Source organism: Paenibacillus pinisoli, from assembly GCF_003605435.1.
Classification (GTDB): Bacteria; Bacillota; Bacilli; order Paenibacillales; family Paenibacillaceae; genus Pristimantibacillus; species Pristimantibacillus pinisoli.
This window is the reverse complement of sequence record NZ_QXQB01000004.1, coordinates 354,059-371,652: the sequence shown is the minus strand read 5'-3', so window position 1 is coordinate 371,652 and position 17,594 is coordinate 354,059. Positions and strand designations below refer to the sequence as shown.

Sequence of the window (17,594 nt, the reverse complement as noted above, 5' to 3'; positions counted from 1 at the left end):
TTTCTATTGTATCAAACGCGCACAGCATTTTCCATATCCTTAGCGGAACGAAAATGAATGAAAAAATGAATTGACAATCACGATCAACAAGACGTAAAATGTGCAAGTGACGTTGATAATCATTATCGATTGAAAAGGGAGAGAATCACCATGAAAAAGACTTTATTGCCCATCGCTATTATACTGATGCTGCTCATCAGCGCTTGCGGAGGGAACAATAACGCACCTGGCAATTCAGGCAATGCCGGCTCGCAGCCTTCCCCGTCTCCTGCAGCTGATGCAGGCGAGAACGCAGGCAGTGCAACAGGCACCATTAAATATCAATCCGAGAACGGTGAAGTGGAAGTTCCGGCGAACCCGCAGCGCGTAGTCGTTCTTTCTTCCTTTGCCGGCAATGTCATGGCGCTAGGCGTCAATCTGGTAGGCGTCGATTCTTGGTCAAAGCTGAACCCGCGTTATGACGAATACATTAAGGATGCAGCGGAAGTATCCGACGAAAGCCTGGAGAAAATTATCGAGCTTGAGCCGGACCTGATTATTGGCCTGTCCAACATCAAGAACGTAGACAAGCTGAAGGAAATCGCCCCGACCGTTACTTACACGTATGGCAAGGTCGATTACCTGACCCAGCATCTGGAGATCGGCAAGCTTCTGAACAAAGAGAAAGAAGCTAAGGAATGGATTGACGACTTCAAAGCCCGCGCAGGCCAAGCCGGCGTTGACATTAAAGCGAAGATCGGCGAAAATGCAACAGTATCCGTTGTTGAGAGCTTCGACAAGCAGCTGTATGTATACGGCGACAATTGGGGCCGCGGAACCGAGATCCTGTATCAGGAAATGAAGCTTGCAATGCCTGAGAAGGTCACACAAGACGCGCTGAAGGACGGCTACTATGCCATCTCCACCGAAGTATTGCCGGATTATATGGGCGATTACGTCATCTTCAGCAAATTCGCTGACGCAGACACCTCGTTCCAGTCAACGGAATCGTACAAGAACATCCCTGCTGTCAAAAACAATCAAGTGTTCGAGGTAGACGGCAATCAATTCTACTTCAATGACCCGCTCACCCTTGAAGATCAGCTGACCTTCTTCAAGCAGAAGTTTCTTGGCGAATAAACCACAGATAGAGAGCGTATACCCATGACTAAAAAAACAGCACTTCCAATGGTATATAAATGGCTTGCCGGCATTGTTCTACTTGCCGGCATGTTTGTTCTTTCCATCACACTCGGTGCCGCTAATATTAGTATCGCTGATATATGGCGAGCCATCACCTTTACGGATCTCAACAAGGATATCCTGATCATTCAGGAAATCCGCTTGCCCCGGGAAGTCGGAGCGGCGCTTGTCGGCGCTGCCTTCGGAGTATCCGGTGCCGTCATGCAAGGCGTTACGCGCAATCCGCTCGCCGATCCCGGCCTGCTCGGCCTGACCTCGGGCGCGACGGCGGCGCTCGCCATTACGCTGGCCTTCATGCCGAATCTGAGCTACATGGGCATGATGATCGCCTGCTTTATCGGCTCGGCCATCGGCTCCATCCTTGTCATTGTGCTGAGCGCCTCCGGCAAGGGCAAGCTGTCGCCGCTTCGCGTCGTGCTTGCCGGCGCAGCGATCTCGACCTTTCTGATCGCATTGACCGAAGGCGTCTCGCTTACGTTCAAGCTATCCAAAAACGTATCCATGTGGACAGCCGGCGGCTTGATCGGCACGAACTGGAAGCAGCTCATGCTGGTTAGTCCCGTTGTTCTGGTTGGCATCCTGATCGCCATCATATTATCCAAGCAGCTTACGATTCTGAGCTTGAGCGAGGAAGTCGCTGTCGGCTTGGGCCAGAAGCTGACGCAAGTTAGAGCGCTGATGTTCTTTGTCGTCATTTTGCTTACTGGAGCTTCGGTCGCATTGGTCGGCAATGTTGCGTTCATTGGCCTTATGATCCCTCATATTGTCCGCCGTGTTGTCGGAACCGACTACCGCTATATTGTGCCGATGTCGGCGATTTTCGGCGCTTCATTCATGATGCTGGCCGATACGATCGGAAGGCTGATCAATGCTCCGTATGAGACGCCTGTAGTTGCCATCGTCGCTGTGCTCGGACTGCCCTTCTTCCTGTTCGTTGTACATAAAGGAGGGAAATCGATCTCATGATCCAGCAAGCAGTTATTCGCAAAACCATCATCATCATCGCTATTACGTTCGCCCTTATTTTAGCAGTAGGCTTTATTGGACTCGGACTCGGTTACTCTTCCGTCTCGTATGACCGGATTATACCGACTCTGCTTGGCGACGGCTCATTCAAGGAGAAATTCGTCCTGCTCGATATCAGAATGCCAAGGATCATCATTACGGTGCTTGCAGGCATGGCGCTGGCGCTGTCCGGCTCGATACTGCAATCCATAACCAGAAACGATCTCGCCGATCCCGGCATTATTGGCATCAACTCCGGCGCAGGTGTAGCGGTAGCGCTATTCTTCCTGTTCGTTCCCATTGATCCGGGCAATTTCGTCTACATGCTGCCGATCGCTGCGTTCGCAGGAGCGCTCCTAACCGCAACGCTCATCTATCTATTCTCGTTCCGCAGATCGGAGGGCCTCAATCCAATCCGGCTCATTCTCGTCGGCGTCGGCTTCTCGATGGCGTTGTCCGGCGTGATGATCGTGCTTATCTCCTCCGCTGAACGGGAGAAGGTTGATTTCATCGCCAAGTGGATCGCGGGCAATATATGGGGTGCTGACTGGCCGTTCATCTGGGCGCTGCTCCCTTGGCTCATCGTGCTTATTCCGTTTACGCTGTACAAGGCGTACCGTCTGAACCTGCTCAGCTTAAGCGAACCGGTCTCAATCGGCGTAGGGCTTAACGTGGAGAAGGAACGCATTCTGCTGCTGCTGGCTGCCGTAGCGCTTGCGGCATCCGCCGTCTCCGTGACAGGCGGCATCGCCTTCGTCGGGCTCATGGCGCCGCATATCGCGAAAGCGCTTGTCGGGCCGCGCAACCAATTGTTCATCCCGATCTCCATCCTGATGGGCGGCCTGCTGCTGCTTATCGCCGACACCATTGGCCGCAATCTGATCGACCCCGACGGTATTCCGGCCGGCGTCGTCGTCTCGCTGATCGGCGTGCCATACTTCGCTTATTTGCTGCTGAAAAAACCATGACTTATTGGCAAACTAACCGTTTTTCTAAATTCCAACCTTCAAAGCCGCTGATTGCGGACTTTGGAGGTTTTTTTCATTTTAGACTGCGCACTCCCCTCCGCCCTCTCCAATCCCGCACCGCTTCTAGTTCAAAACTCTCAGAAATTTTTGTAGGATTTTGTGGATTCGACATACGAACAGCCCGATAAAACAGGCCTTTTTGCATGATGTACATTTAAAATCAGAAATTTTATACTAAAATTAAAATATATTTTGAAATTTTATTTCGAAAGATGTATTCTATTATCTGGAAAGGGGGCAGCGATTCATCCTGGTTTTGCTTTGGAAAAAATATGAATCTAGCGATTTGGGAAAGTGGCTTCATGAACAGCTTGACGTTATCCACATTGAGAGAAAGGAAGTGTTGGCTTGTACCTTCACAGGAAAACCAACCGAAACGTAGCCATTCTGATTGTCATGATGATGCTTTGGGGAGCCTTGTTCTCCGGCCTGGCTTATGCCGCCGAGGAGCAAACGCCTGCCGATCCGGACATCACATCCGAACTTGCACCAGATGAAGGAAATGAGGCTTCCGGGCCGGCGGCCATGCTCCCGCTTGCAGCAGCTGCCGCTGATCACATCGTGATTGAAGATTTTGAAGATATATCCGATTTGCGTGTCACGGAAATACGCACGGTGCCAGGCTCCACCAAGCTGGAGCTAAGTGTCCGTCCCGGGCCTGTAATGTACGGGCAAGCTTCCGGGAAACTTGAATACGATTTCACAGGAACAGATGGCACGTCTGCCGCATATCTGAATTTCAACAAAAACGGAGAGCGGGTGCTGGACGGATATCCCGCGAGAATCGGCGCCTGGGTATACGGCGATGCGGGCAAGCATTGGCTCCGCGCGCAATTTGCAGACAACGACGGCAAGACTTATACGTCAGACTTTACATCAACTGGCGGTTTTAACTGGACCGGGTGGCGATATGTAACCGCTTCCGTGCCGCAAGGGCTTAGCCAGCCAATCAGTTTCAGGCAAATCTATATTGCAGAGACGAGCAACTTGAACAAAAACAAAGGCACCGTCTACATCGACCAAGTCTCCGCTATCTACACTAGCGGCAACCCTGCCTTTATCGAGATTGCGGGACTTGCCGAAATGAAGCCTGGCGACAGCTTGCAGGCCGCCGTTCTAGCCACTTCGAACGGAAGCAGTACGCGTGCTGATGTTACAAGCAGCGCGGCATTCCACAGCAGCTCCCCAGAGGTGGCGAGCGTGACCGCAGCGGGGCTTGTTCAGGCGGCTGCCAAAGGAACCACGACCATCACAGCAACCAACGGTTCGAACATAGCTACATACGAGCTGACCGTATCAGACAGCGGCGCCGTACTGTCAAGCCTTGAACTGGAAGGCCGCACAACCCTGAACACGGGTGAGAGGGAGCAATTGCGCGCTTTTGCATTCTACGGCAGTCAGACAGAGCCTGTGCGCGTATCCGAAAATATCACGTATGCAAGCAGTGACGCTAACATAGCAGAAGTATCGGGCACAGGCTTGCTCACTGCCAAAAATGAAGGCGCTGTCACTATTACGGCAGTGCTTGAAGGCCATACGGCATCCATCAATGTCGTCATTACAAAGCCTGTGCCTGTGCTTCAAAGCATCCGCATTGCAGGACTCATTCCTCTTACTGAAGGAAATCAAGCACAAGCGAATGTATGGGCAACTTACACCTTGCTGGATGAGGAAGTGAACGTCACGGAGAACGCCGTCTTCACAAGCAGCAATACTTCAATTGCTTCTGTGGACGCGAGCGGCAAGGTCACTGCCAAGAAAGCCGGCACGACCCGCATTCGCGCTACTTTCGAGGATAAGGTGACCGAGCATCTGCTTATCGTCAACTCCCCTCAGCAATTGCACAAGCGCGAGCTGCGCGCAGCTTGGATCGCTTCTGTGGAGAACATCGACTGGCCGAGCAAAGGCGTGACGACAGAAGCTAAGCAGAAGAGCGACTTCATCGCGCTGCTGGATGAGCTTGCGGCGACCGGCATCAATGCCGTGATTGTACAGATCAAGCCGACAGCGGATGCCTTCTATCCTTCGAAGTACGCGCCATGGTCTGAATGGCTCACTGGCCAGCAAGGCAAAGACCCCGGCTATGATCCGCTGGCCTTCATGCTGGAAGAAGCGCATAAGCGGAACATGGAGTTCCATGCATGGTTCAATCCGTATCGGATTAGCATGCATGACGATATCAACAAGCTGGTAGACGATCATCCTGCGAAGAAAAATCCGGATTGGGTCGTATCGTACGGCGGCAAGCTGTACTTCAACCCGGGCGTGCCTGAAGCGAAGCAATTCGTCATCGACAGCGTCATGGAAGTCGTCGACAGCTACGATATTGACGCGGTGCACTTCGACGACTACTTCTACCCTTACCCGGTAACGGGAGTTGACTTCCCGGATGCCGCCCAGTATGCAGCTTACGGCCAAGGCTTCGCGGACAAAGCCGCATGGCGCAGAAACAATGTCGATACGTTGATCCAAGGCCTTGCGACAGCCATTAAAGAGAGCAAGCCTTACGTCCAATTCGGCATTAGCCCGTTCGGGATCTGGCGCAACAAGTCTACTGACCCTGCCGGCTCCGATACGAACGGCCTGCAGAGCTATGACGCGCTTTATGCCGATACGAAGGGCTGGGTAGACAAAGGCTGGCTCGATTACATCGCACCTCAGGATTACTGGCACTTCGGCAACGGTCCTGCCGCCTATGAGAAAGTCGTAGAATGGTGGCGCGGCGTTACGGCTGATGCCGACGCGCATCTCTACATCGGCCATGCGATCTACCGCGTGCCGACTTGGGATGATCCGATGGAAATGGTCAACCAGATCAAGTTCAACCGCAGCTTTGCGGAAGATGTTCATGGCAGCATGTTCTTCAGCGCGAAGGATGTCATTGCCAATCACTTAGGCATGCAGGACGCCATGATCAATGACCTGTACCGCTACCCTGCCCTGCCGCCGATCATGCCTTGGTTGAATGGTGCCGCTCCGGAAGCGCCGAAGCTGAGTACTGCCAAGCTGTCTAATGAAGGAGCTGCCGAGCTTCGCTTCACGGATCCCGTGGGCAGCCAGGATACAACGTATTATGCGATCTACAGATTGGAAGGCACGATCGCACCGGATACCAATGATCCAGCCCAATTGATAGGAACGCACCGTAAGCAAGCTGGAGCAACCGAGCAGATTTATATCGACAGCAGCATCCATGAAGGCCAGACTTATACTTATGCCATTACTGCGCTAGACCGGCTGCATAATGAAAGTCCGGTCAGCAACGCAATGACATTAGCTAATGTGCCTGACGACACATTGATAGAGAAAGTCATGGCCAAGGATTCGAAGAATGGCACCATCGAGCTGGAGCGCTCCGGCGTACTGAAGCTCGCGAGCAATGTCGTCATTGAACAAAAGTTCCCGGCGCGCACGGTTACCCGCTTGCTGAGCGAGGTATTGGTCGGCGCCGAGAATGTAATGTTCTCCCTGAACGGCAAAGGCGAGATCAGCAAAATCACATTGAACGGCGAGACGCCGCGGGATACGATGCGCGTCGGCATCCGCAACAGCATCGCTGACATTACGGATATGACGCAGCTGAATCATAACCGGATTGAGATGCTGGCGACAGCGCCTGTCTCCATCACGGACAAAATCGGAGGCAAAAACGTAACAGCAGCAGCGAACGCCCCTATCGTGTTCACTATCGCAGACGGCAAAACCGTCGTGGAACAAAGCGGTAAGGTTCTGCTGTCAACCGAAAACCGCATTTACATTTTGCCGCCGGCTGACAGTTCCCTGGTTGAAATCTCGTCCTTGACGAGAGCGCAAGGCAAGCCGAAGTACCGCGGCGTGCTGGAAGTGTTCCGCTCTCCTGAAGGAGATAAGCTGAGAATTGTGAACGAGTTGAATATAGAGCAATACTTGTATCAGGTCGTGCCAAGCGAGATGCCGGCAACATTCGGACTGGAGGCGCTCAAGGCGCAATCCATCGCCGCCAGAACGTACGCCCTTACAGACTATATGGTAAGCCGTTTTGCCGATCAGGGCTTCCATATCGACGACAGCACGCTGAGCCAAGTATTCAACAACAGCGCCGAGAACGAGCTGACGCGCCAAGCTGTTGACGCTACAGCCGGCCTGATCATGCTGAGCGACGGCATGCTGGTCGATGCCCGCTTCTACTCTACTTCCGGCGGCTACGGCGCATCGAAGCATGAAGTATGGGCAGATACCGGTACGAATAAGTTCCCTGGCACAGCCATTCCTTACCTGACTGCCAGAAGCTATACGTTTGGCCCGAACAGCAATGAAATGCTGAATATCGATACATCGGACGAAGCAGCGGTTAATGCGTTCTATAAGGACTTGTCGCTCACTGGCTACGACTCGGAGTCGCTGTTCTTCCGCTGGAAAGTAGCTCTCACTGCTGATGAGCTGGCGGCAACGATCAACAAAAACATCAAGCTTCGCTATGCAGGCGACCCCCTCTTCATCCTGACGAAGACGGCAAACGGCAGCTTCGCAAGCCTGCCGATCCCTGAGGACGGCATTGGCGAATTGCTCGGCATGTCGGTCGCGAAACGCGGCGCTGGCGGCAATATTACAGAACTGATCATTGAAGGCACAACCGGCACTTATAAAATTATTAAGGAATACAACATCCGCTTTACTATCAGGCCGACCAAAGCCGATACAGGCAGCGCGGAAGACATTCTGGCCTTCAGGGCAAAAGGCGGCTCGGCGGACTATGACGCTGCCGGGACGGTCAAAAACCCAAGCATTCTGTATTCCGCTTTCTTCACCTTTGATATCAAAGCCGCAGAAAGCGGAGATATCGAAACCGTCACCTTCTACGGCGGCGGCAACGGACATGGCGTCGGCATGAGCCAATACGGCGCGCAGATGCTGGGCAAGGAAGGCTGGACGTATTCGCAAATATTGAACGCATATTATGCGAATATGAACATCGTCTCGCTGAACGCTCCGCTGATTACAAGTCTGGAAGCGATTCATCCGGCCAGACTGAGCATTGGCGCAAAAGGCAAGCTCACGGTTAACGGACTGTTCAGCAACGGAGACAAGTCCGCGCTGACCGCAGGCATTGACTATCAAAGCAGCGACAGCTCCATCGTGTCGGTGGACCCGAGCGGCAATATGAAGGCGCTGAAGGCTGGCGAAGCAACCATTACGATTACCGTAGGCGCATTGTCGACTGCCGTGAAGGTTCAAGCCTATCGCGGTTCGGTTGATCCGGGCAGCCCGGGCAACCCAGGCCAGCCTGGCGGCGACGGCGATGGCGACGGAGGTGGCACAGATCCGGAGCCTAAGCCGGAGCCAGGCATCGACTTCAGCGATATCGGCAGCCATTGGGCTAAGGCTTCCATCGAAGAGGCTGTAAAGCGCGGAATCGTTATGGGCTACGAGGACGGCACCTTCCGTCCGCAAGCGCAAGTCACAAGAGCGCAATTCATTACGCTTCTGATGCGCGCATTCGAAGGAGAGGCTGCCGGCTCTGCCGCTCCAGCCTTCAAGGACAGCAGCGCTATTCCGGACTGGGCGATGGATTCCGTGAAGAAGGCGGTTGCCGCAGGCCTTATTACTGGCTATGACGACGGCACCTTCCGTCCGGGCAAAGCGATCTCCCGCTCCGAGATGACAGCGCTAATCGTCCGCATCGCGGGTCTTGAGCCAATTCAAGACGCGAACCTGTCGTTCTCCGACAGCGACAGCATCCAGGATTGGGCGCGCGGCTACATCGCTGCAGCTGTAGAAGCCGGCCTTATGCAGGGCAAAGGCAGCAACCGCTTTGCTCCGAATGATATGACTACCCGTGCGGAGGCTGTTGTGCTGCTTCTGGCTTGGCTGGACCAAGATCAAGATAACGCATAGTAAATAATCGTTACATTAGCGTCCCGCTTAGGAGACAGCTTGTAATCTGTATACGTCAAAATGGCGGTGCTCAGGATGTGAAATCCTGGCACCGCCATTTCTTTGTCAACTAATCCGCAGCTGGAGAATGGCTACCCTCGCTTCCGGTTTTTCGCCGCGCTGGCATGTGTCACATCGATGCGCACATCCACATTGCGCAGCGCCTCACCAGTCAGCAGGCGTTTGTCCCAATGATCGGACGCATGCCATTCCCGATAGTGATGCCTGAACAAATTGTATTCCAGGTTCAAAATATCGAGATTCTTTTTTACCCCCGTTTCGTACAGCTCTTCAATCTCCCTCCTGATCGTATCTTCGGTAGCATGCGTCAGCTTACCCAAATTCGAGAGGCTATTATTCGATTCATTGACGACATAGGCGTCTCCCTTTACGCGAATATCGAATTTGGGGTATGTTCCGCCTTCAACCTGCACAATTTTTGCTTTCGGCTTATCCACCACCATCTGTACAGCAGGGTGATCCTCCCTGGGTACGGATACTCCGGCACGAATCGTCGTATGCTCCAGCCAGCGCAGGCCGGACAATTGCTTAGCCGGAATATATCCCTTGACTAGGCCGTCTTTCACAAATACGGCTCCGTCGATAATCATCATCGTTTTTTTCTTGCCGTTTTGCGACCAGCTCTCCTTTTCTAAAGAGATAGTAGGGATATGGGATGTATAGCCCGGCTCCCGCATCTCCCTAATCATCCGGTGCAGCTTCACCGAAGCAATCAGTGATGTTTGCGAGTAAATCCCCATCGGTTCGTGAAGTATCGTGTTAAGCGGAGACTGGTCGTAGAAAGCGCCAGTCTGCAAAATATCCTTCACCGAACCCCTGGCAATATATACCCACGGCGTAAAGCGGAACTCATAATACCTCGTAATGCTGTCGTAGATGCTTTTGAATCCATCCTTAAGCACCGATTCGCTGAAAACGATCGCAGTGGTATGACCCCAATATATTCGTTCCTGAGCACTCCGGTATAGTTGAAAAACAGCATCCTCGAAATTGTCGCCTTTTGCTTGCCCCAGCCAAATTTTAGCTCTCTCCTTGGTCCCCTCTGAGGTTTTGGCTTCGGAATGCATGTCGATAAACTGGACGTAGCTGTAATACTTGCCGTCTCTATAGTCAATTCCGATGGCAGAGGCATAATTAATTCTCTCAATGTTTTTCACATCCGAAGTGCACCCGCCTGCCGCCATTATTGCAACGAGTCCCAGCCAAATCATTCTGGTACGGATACGCATTCACTGCTCCCCCTTTGGCTTGACATCTTCAAGCATACCGGCGGAGAAATCTCGCCTCTTGAATGGATTGATCGTGAGCGCAGACAGCCATTCCTTGAACTTCAAGGTTGAGATCGGCGCCATAAACGACAGGCCGAACGATTCCAAGCGGCAGAAGTAGATGAGTATCGCGAACACCGACATAAAGAAGCCGTAGATGCCGAGGTAGGACGACACCACCAGTATTGCTGCACGGAAGAGGCTGACGCTTCCGGAAAGGGATTGATTGACGAGTGAATACGTCGCGACGGATGAGATTGCTATAACCACAAGAAGAGTTGGCGAGGACAAGCCTGCACGGATAAGGGAATCCCCGATAATAAGGCCGCCTACGATGCCGATAGTCTGTCCGACCGCCCTCGGCAAGCGCACGCCGGCTTCCCTCAGCAGCTCGAACAGAAACAGCAGCAGGAAGGTTTCCAAAAACATCGGCAGTGGCACACCCTCGCGCGAAACAACGACCGTCGCCACAAGAGAATATGGCATTTGATCTACATTGACCGATGCAATCGCTATCCAGAAGCCTGGAAGACAAATGCTTAAAGCTATACCGACGATACGCAGAAACCGCTGGACTACGACGTTGTAGAATGGAAAATGTACATCCTCCGGCGTTTTCAGCAGCTCAAAAAAGTTGGCCGGTCCAATCAGCACCATAGGCGATCCGTCTACTATAACGGCAAACCTTCCCCGCAGCAGTGCCTCAATAACAAAGTCCGGTCGACCAATGTAATCGATAAGCGGTATAAGCGAAAAGCTGCGGTCCGTCAGCCATTGCTCCAATTGACCGCTGCTGACGATGCTTTCCGTACGCAAGGTCGACAGCCGTTTGCGCACCTCCGCCAGGATCGCAGGGTTGATTCTGTCCTCCAAATAAACAAGCGCGGTTTTTGTTTTGCTCAAGCTGCCGAGCGTAAATTCTTCTGTAAGCAGCAGACCGGTATGCATGCGCTTGCGGATCAGCGACATATTCGTAAAGATCTCTTCCGTGAAGGCATCCTTCGGGCCTTTGATCGATATTTCCGTATTGGATTCCTGAAGCTGGCGATGCGGCACGCTGCCGAGATGGATCACCCAGAAATGCTTTTCTCCTTCCCGATAGATGACCAGACTGCCCGTAAGCAGCGCCTCCACCATCGGAACCATCTTGCTGGCCGTATTCATAATCGGCAATTCCATTGTCGTATTCGTGCCGGTAACCGTATCGGCAGTCGCTTCCCTCGCGAAGCGGCAGACGGGGATGAAAAAATCATTAAGCTGCGTCTTGTCGATCATCCCTTCGCAGAACAGCGCGACCAGCTTCGGGCCTTCGCCCTCATTACCCGGAACGGACGGGAACGCGATATCCATGTGCCGGGAGAACGCCTGCTTCAGCAGCTCCTCGCTTAGCTTGCCTTCCTTCAGCGCATCTTCATATTCCGCAAAAAAATTCTTTTCCTGATCCGCCTTTATCATGCTGCTTCACCCGCTTTCTTGCGGGTCACATACGTTAGCGCAAACAGCATAAGCGTGACCGAAAATCCCCAGATCATCGCCGCGTTGTAGAAATATTTATGGATGATATCCTGCACCCATATATCGCTTATATTAAGCAATGCAGGCATCGCCATAATGAACGTGCCGAAGAGCAGCGCCCACTGCCTGGGCTTGGGCTTTTTTATCACGACTATTTCGGAGAGCACATAGATGCATACGCCGGTTCTGACCAGGCTTCCGGCCAACAGCTGGAATGCGGCCAAAAAGTCGACATGCGATATATATTCCCCAAGGCTGACCAGCCGCCACTGCTCGAATGCGGGGAATCGCAAATTGCTTGCTTCATACGGGCCGAAAGCTGTAATGGAGCCGATAGTAGGGCCTAGTATTAAACCAAGCAAAATCGTCAGCAATATGAACATCGTCAGAAAATTGACGGGCTTGTTCATCTTATATTGAACCAGCAACAGAATCAGCAGATCAACGCTGCCGCCTACAACGATGCTCCCTCCGTTCAAGTAGGAGTCCACCCCTTCTGTCATAAGCGGAAAAAGCATACCGTAATCCTTGCTGTCCATCGTCATCCACGATACGCCCATCCCAAGCAGCCACACCAGGGGCAGAAGCACTGCGGACATATACACAAGCGGCTTCAGGCCCGTCCGCGCCGAGCTGAACGCAATGTAGGCAAAGAAGGCAATAACAATCAAATACGGCGTTCCCGGCAAAAAGTAAATACTGACATTTTTGGTCGTGTCATAAATAATCATCATTCCGGCCACCAGGAAATACAGCAGCATGCTTCCCCCGATAATGGCATAGCCCCATGCCCCGGCCTGCTGCTTCAGCCACTCCGCGAAGGAAAGACTCTTCATGGACTTTAATATCCGCAGCAGCATCAAGCCCCAGAGGATAAGCACAACATAGCCCAGCGTTACGCTGACCCAGGCGTCGCGCCCTACATTTTGCAGCAAATGCGGAATGATGAGCACATGGTTGGAGATGCCGACTGTCAGTATCATCATAAATATGATTTGCGTTCTAGAGAAGGAAACGTCCAAGTGTACACACCTCCGGCATCATGAGTAGCACTTGGTATATTTTCCTAATCAAGCTTCGCTTATGCAGATAATGGAATCATTGTCCTCCCTCCTTGTTCCCCCAACGCTCTGCCCAGCGCTCCATCTCCTTCAGAGCATCCTGAAAGTCTCTTCCTTTCTCCGTCAAGGAATAATGCACCGATACCGGCACCGTCGGGATCACCTCGCGATGGACGATGCCGCTTTGCTCCAAGTGGCGCAGCACATTCGTAAGCGATTGGGTGCGAACCACCGCCACCTCGCGATGCAGCTGCTGAAATCTCATGGTCCCTTTGGAAAGCGCCGCGATGACTAGAAATGACCATTTGGCCCCCAGAATTTCAAGCACGGAGCAAATGCTCGGGTAGCTCTCCTCATGCTTCTTATCATCCATTATTCGCATCTCCCTATACTTACTTTTTATAAGTAAGTCTATTTATTTGGATAATGTCCATTTCATTTGCGTTCTTACATTTTTAAAGTTGCCTTATTATACTACATGCAATGAGATATGAAAGGATGACATTCCATGAATAAACAAACGCTTATCATTACTGTGCTGGCCTTGGGCGTGTTTCTAACCGCTACCTCCGAGCTGGTCATCTCGGGCATCCTGCCCCGTATCGCCGCGGATACAGGAGTGTCGCTCGCCATGGCGGGCCAGTTGATCACCGTTTACTCGCTTTCTTTTGCTATTAGTACGCCGATCTTGATTGCACTCACGGCGCGGATGAATCGCAGAACCGTCATAGCTGTCTCGCTTGCTTCGTTTATCGCAGGTTCGCTCCTATCCGCTATAAGCACCAGCATTATTGCAATTATGGCTGCCCGCATATTGCTTGGCGCCAGCTCAGGCGTCTATCTGGTTGTTGCGCTCGGCGCGGTCTCCAAGCTTGTTGCTCCTGAGCGGATCGGCCGTGCGGTGGGCACGATCATTCTCGGCTTCAGCAGCGCTATGATATTGGGCGTGCCGATCGGTATTGCGATTGCGGATTGGCGGGGCTGGCAGATGATCTTCGTTATGCTCGGACTGCTCAGCCTGCTGGTTGGAATAATCATCTTGCGGCTGCTCCCCGAAATCGAAGGTGACGCCGCAATTCCGTTCAAGCAGCAGCTCAAGCTGCTGGGAAGCGCCGTGATTGCAACGGCGTTTCTGATCTCCCTGTTTCGGGAGTTTGGAGGCTCCGTCTGGATGAGCTATATGACGCCTTACCTGCAACAATTGCTTGGGCTGCGTATGGGCGATATCGCTATCGTCATGCTGGTGCTGGGCATCCTTGGCGCCATCGGCTCCCGTATGAGCGGAAGCGCGGTTGACCGATGGGGGACGCAGGCTGTGCTGAGGCTAGTACTAGCGGCGAATGCAGCCGCACTTGCTCTGCTTCCGCTTGCTGGGCATCGTCCCGTTCCGGCGTTCCTCCTGATTGGCATCTTCATCATTACGCTGTTCGCCTCTGGACCGGCGATCCAAAGCCACATGATCCGGCTTGCGCCGGGCTCTGCCAACCTCGTGCTCAGCCTGAACACCTCGATCGTCCATCTCGGCCTGGCTGGCGGTGCCAGCGCCGGCGGCTTGCTGGCCAGCGAATCCGCTACGTTCCGCTACCATCCATGGCTCGCCTCCTCCTTCATCCTGCTCGGCCTGGCATCCGCACTGCTGAGCTTCTCGTACAGCCGGAAGAAAGCTGCTCAGAAGCTCGCAGCTTAAGGAGGGACTGCAAGCCGATGGCTGCGGCGGCGCCGTTCGCGCGGCGCGGGCTCGCTAAGCCGAGTTTCGCGGCTTGCAGCTCCACTTCCACGCGATCCGCGCCCTGCTAGCCGAGTTTCGCGGCTTACAGTTCCGTTTCCGCGCGATCCGCGCCCTGCTAGCCGAGTTTCTCGGCTTACAGTTCCACTTCCGCGCGATCGCGCCCTGCTCGCCGAGTTTCTCGGCTTACAGCTCCACTTCCGCGCGATCCGCGCCCTGCTAGCCGAGTTTCTCGGCTTGCAGTTCCACTTCCGCGCGATCCGCGCCATGCTAGCCGAGTTTCTCGGCTTGCAGCTCCACTTCCGCGCGATCCGCGCTCTGCTGGCCGAGTTTCTCGGCTTACAGTTCCGTTTCCGCGCGATCGCGCCCTGCTAGCCGAGTTTCTCGGCTTGCAGCTCCACTTCCGCGCGATCGCGCCCTGCTGGCCGAGTTTCTCGGCTTACAGTTCCGTTTCCGCGCGATCCGCGCCCTGCAAGCCGAGCCTATCGGCTCACAATGCACATTCCCCCCAACACACGCCCTCTGCCGCCATGCCGCACAATTCGCGCCGCCTACGCCCGTCACCACAGATTAACTATTAAATTACATTTCATACATAATTAATAATTTTAGACAAATAAGAACCATTTCTGTGTGGATATTTAGTTTTCATGCACATATGTGACGGTTCATTGCATTTTGGGTTCAAGCTTTTGACTTATTTATTCAAATGGCCCTCATATTCTTTAAAATTCCTCAATAGAATGATTCAGACGAAAGGAGGCCCTATCAAAAAGAAAGAAGCCCACCCATCTAAAGGAGGTAGTTCGATTTGATCAAAACGTTAAGATTGAACAGCTTCACTATGAAAGGCCTGATTTTGGCTGGCGGCATGATGCTGGCGGCAGTGCTAAGCTTTATCCTGTTCTCCCAGCAAGTATCCGCACACGGGTATATCGACGGACCCGCAAGCCGCGGCTACCTTTGCAAAACAGGGCAGAACACCGACTGCGGCGCAATCGTGTACGAGCCGCAAAGCCTCGAAGCGCCCAAAGGCTTCCCGGCAGCCGGACCTGCTGACGGCAAAATAGCCAGTGCAGGCGGCGCTTTCCCTAAGCTTGATGAGCAGTCTGCCACCCGCTGGTCGAAGGTCAACATGAGCTCCGGCTCCGTCACCTTCCACTGGACGCTGACTGCAGCTCACTCCACGAGCAGCTGGAAGTACTATATTACAAAAACAAACTGGAATCCGAATGCGGCTCTGACCCGCGATCAATTCGACCTCACGCCATTCTGCAACGTTCCGTACAGCGGCCAGCCTCCGTATTCTTACTCCAACACTTGTAACGTTCCAGCCCGCTCCGGCTATCATGTTATCCTCGCCGTATGGGAAATTGCTGACACAGGCAACGCCTTCTACAACGTCATTGACGCCAACTTCAGCGGCCCATCCGACACGCAAGCTCCTACTGCGCCAGCTAATCTGACTTCTCCATCCAAAACAGCAACAAGCGTATCCCTATCCTGGAGCGCATCGACCGATAATGTCGGCGTTACAGGCTATCGCATCTACCGCGGCTCCACGCTGGCCGGTACAGTATCCGGCTCAACCTTGAGCTACAATGTCACCGGCTTAACGGCGAATACCGCTTATACCTTTACCGTCAAAGCCGTCGATGCGGCAGGCAATGAATCAGCTGCCAGCAATGCCGTGGGCGTGACGACCAATACGAATACAGGCCCCGATACGCAGGCGCCGACAGCGCCTTCGGGACTTCATGTCATGGGCAGCGCTACTTCCACGACCGTGCCTCTCATGTGGAGCGCTTCCACGGATAACTATGGCGTAACGGGTTATCAAATTTTCCGCGGCTCGACGCTGGTAGCGACAGTATCCGGCTCGACACTGGAATATACGGTAACCGGCTTAAGCGCTAACACCGCCTATACCTTTACCGTCAAAGCTATCGATGCCGCCGGCAATGTCTCAGCTGCCAGCAATGCAGTATCCGTCACAACGCCGTCCGCTCCAACCACTTATCCGGCATGGAGCTCGACAACGGTCTACTGGGGCGGCGACAAGGTAACGCATAACGGCGTCAATTACGAAGCAAAATGGTGGACATTAGGCCAGACGCCAAGCGCAACATCGGATGTCTGGAAGGTCATTCCTTAAGCAAGCCCGCCTATAACGATTATGATGTAAAAAGAACCCGAAAGGGCAACCCAAACAAAGACCAGCAGGGCGCCGCATGCCCCTGCTGGTCTTTTCGACTCAAAATATAAATTGTCTAGTCTGACATGGACCCGATCATTTCCGTACATCTTAGCAGGTACCACGCTACCGTAGATCCTCTCCATACCCTTTTGCCAAAAAACAACGCGCTCCGGAGCCGCTATCCTTCCCCTTCATACGCACGCTTCAAATCCTCGATGATGATCCGGTTCATGCCCAGCATTGCATTCATGACCCGCTGCGCGCGGGCTGCATCGCCGCCGCCATGCAGGTATTTCTCCAGCGCCTTCGGGATGATTTGCCACGATAATCCGAAACGGTCCTTCAGCCAGCCGCAGCGGGATTCCTCGCCGCCTTCCACCAGCTTCTCCCACAGCTCGTCCACCTCTTCCTGCGTCTCACAGCTGACATACAAAGAGATGGCCGGTGTAAAGGTGTAGTGCGGGCCTCCGTTCAGCGCTATAAATGTCTGGCCTTCCAACTGGAACGTGCCGGAGACGACCTTTTCCCCATTGCGCATCACAGATACAATGCCCGAATTCGCGAATATCGACGTATAGAAGTTCATCGCTTCCTCCGCCTCTTGGTTGTACCACAGAAACGTCGTAATCTTTTGCACTGGGAGCTCCTCCTCATGAATGGGCTGCATTTCATATGTCC

At 53.3% G+C, this 17,594-nt stretch carries 11 protein-coding genes; 6 read left to right on the top strand and 5 right to left on the bottom strand.

Annotated features, from left to right (window positions below):
* Positions 1–150: 150 nt before the first annotated feature.
* The 4 genes from D3P09_RS18800 (at position 151) to D3P09_RS18785 (ending at position 9,089) form a co-directional block, all read left to right on the top strand.
* Positions 151–1,119 carry an iron-hydroxamate ABC transporter substrate-binding protein gene (locus D3P09_RS18800; RefSeq protein ID WP_120112934.1) on the top strand — a complete coding sequence of 323 codons (969 nt, stop codon included), beginning with the start codon at positions 151–153 and terminating at the stop codon, positions 1,117–1,119.
* Positions 1,120–1,143: 24 nt separating this feature from the next.
* Positions 1,144–2,148 (top strand): FecCD family ABC transporter permease, encoded by a 1,005-nt coding sequence (locus tag D3P09_RS18795; protein ID WP_120112933.1) that lies wholly within the window; start codon positions 1,144–1,146, stop codon positions 2,146–2,148.
* Complete coding sequence (locus D3P09_RS18790) at positions 2,145–3,155, top strand: FecCD family ABC transporter permease (protein ID WP_120112932.1); 1,011 nt, start codon at positions 2,145–2,147, stop codon at positions 3,153–3,155. The genes D3P09_RS18795 and D3P09_RS18790 overlap by 4 nt, the downstream gene beginning before the upstream one ends.
* 408 nt (positions 3,156–3,563) lie before the next feature.
* The gene (locus D3P09_RS18785; RefSeq protein WP_120112931.1) at positions 3,564–9,089 is read left to right on the top strand and encodes a family 10 glycosylhydrolase; all 5,526 of its coding nucleotides are present in this window, start codon (positions 3,564–3,566) and stop codon (positions 9,087–9,089) included.
* Between the two features lie 131 nt (positions 9,090–9,220).
* On the opposite strand, the gene D3P09_RS18780 is transcribed toward D3P09_RS18785, so the two are convergent.
* From D3P09_RS18780 to D3P09_RS18765, 4 genes are all read right to left on the bottom strand, one after another.
* On the bottom strand, positions 9,221–10,378 hold the full coding sequence (locus D3P09_RS18780; protein ID WP_120112930.1) for a Ger(x)C family spore germination protein: 1,158 nt from the start codon (positions 10,376–10,378) through the stop codon (positions 9,221–9,223).
* A complete protein-coding gene (locus tag D3P09_RS18775) occupies positions 10,379–11,872 on the bottom strand; it encodes a spore germination protein (RefSeq protein WP_120112929.1) in 1,494 nt (497 codons plus the stop codon). It lies immediately after the preceding gene.
* Complete coding sequence (locus tag D3P09_RS18770) at positions 11,869–12,954, bottom strand: endospore germination permease (protein WP_120112928.1); 1,086 nt, start codon at positions 12,952–12,954, stop codon at positions 11,869–11,871. The genes D3P09_RS18775 and D3P09_RS18770 overlap by 4 nt, the downstream gene beginning before the upstream one ends.
* A 76-nt stretch (positions 12,955–13,030) precedes the next feature.
* Positions 13,031–13,366, bottom strand: coding sequence for a winged helix-turn-helix transcriptional regulator (locus D3P09_RS18765; protein ID WP_120112927.1), 336 nt, complete (start codon positions 13,364–13,366; stop codon positions 13,031–13,033).
* 135 nt (positions 13,367–13,501) lie between these two features.
* Here D3P09_RS18765 and D3P09_RS18760 point away from each other — a divergent pair, with 135 nt between their 5' ends.
* Both D3P09_RS18760 and D3P09_RS18755 read left to right on the top strand, forming a co-directional pair.
* On the top strand, positions 13,502–14,680 hold the full coding sequence (locus D3P09_RS18760) for an MFS transporter (protein WP_120112926.1): 1,179 nt from the start codon (positions 13,502–13,504) through the stop codon (positions 14,678–14,680).
* Positions 14,681–15,533: 853 nt separating this feature from the next.
* On the top strand, positions 15,534–16,874 hold the full coding sequence (locus D3P09_RS18755) for a lytic polysaccharide monooxygenase (protein WP_243644337.1): 1,341 nt from the start codon (positions 15,534–15,536) through the stop codon (positions 16,872–16,874).
* A gap of 220 nt (positions 16,875–17,094) precedes the next feature.
* Here the strand turns inward: D3P09_RS18755 and D3P09_RS18745 are convergent, their stop codons facing one another.
* A complete protein-coding gene (locus D3P09_RS18745; protein ID WP_120112924.1) occupies positions 17,095–17,553 on the bottom strand; it encodes a VOC family protein in 459 nt (152 codons plus the stop codon).
* Positions 17,554–17,594 lie beyond the last annotated feature (41 nt).

Excerpts from the sequence above, each read along its gene's own strand:
- D3P09_RS18795 (WP_120112933.1), top strand. The coding sequence starts at position 1,144 with ATGACTAAAAAAACAGCACTTCCAATGGTATATAAATGGCTTGCCGGC.
- D3P09_RS18800 (WP_120112934.1), top strand. The coding sequence starts at position 151 with ATGAAAAAGACTTTATTGCCCATCGCTATTATACTGATGCTGCTCATC.
- D3P09_RS18780 (WP_120112930.1), bottom strand. The coding sequence starts at position 10,378 with ATGCGTATCCGTACCAGAATGATTTGGCTGGGACTCGTTGCAATAATG.
- D3P09_RS18760 (WP_120112926.1), top strand. The coding sequence starts at position 13,502 with ATGAATAAACAAACGCTTATCATTACTGTGCTGGCCTTGGGCGTGTTT.
- D3P09_RS18775 (WP_120112929.1), bottom strand. The coding sequence starts at position 11,872 with ATGATAAAGGCGGATCAGGAAAAGAATTTTTTTGCGGAATATGAAGAT.
- D3P09_RS18765 (WP_120112927.1), bottom strand. The coding sequence starts at position 13,366 with ATGGATGATAAGAAGCATGAGGAGAGCTACCCGAGCATTTGCTCCGTG.
- D3P09_RS18790 (WP_120112932.1), top strand. The coding sequence starts at position 2,145 with ATGATCCAGCAAGCAGTTATTCGCAAAACCATCATCATCATCGCTATT.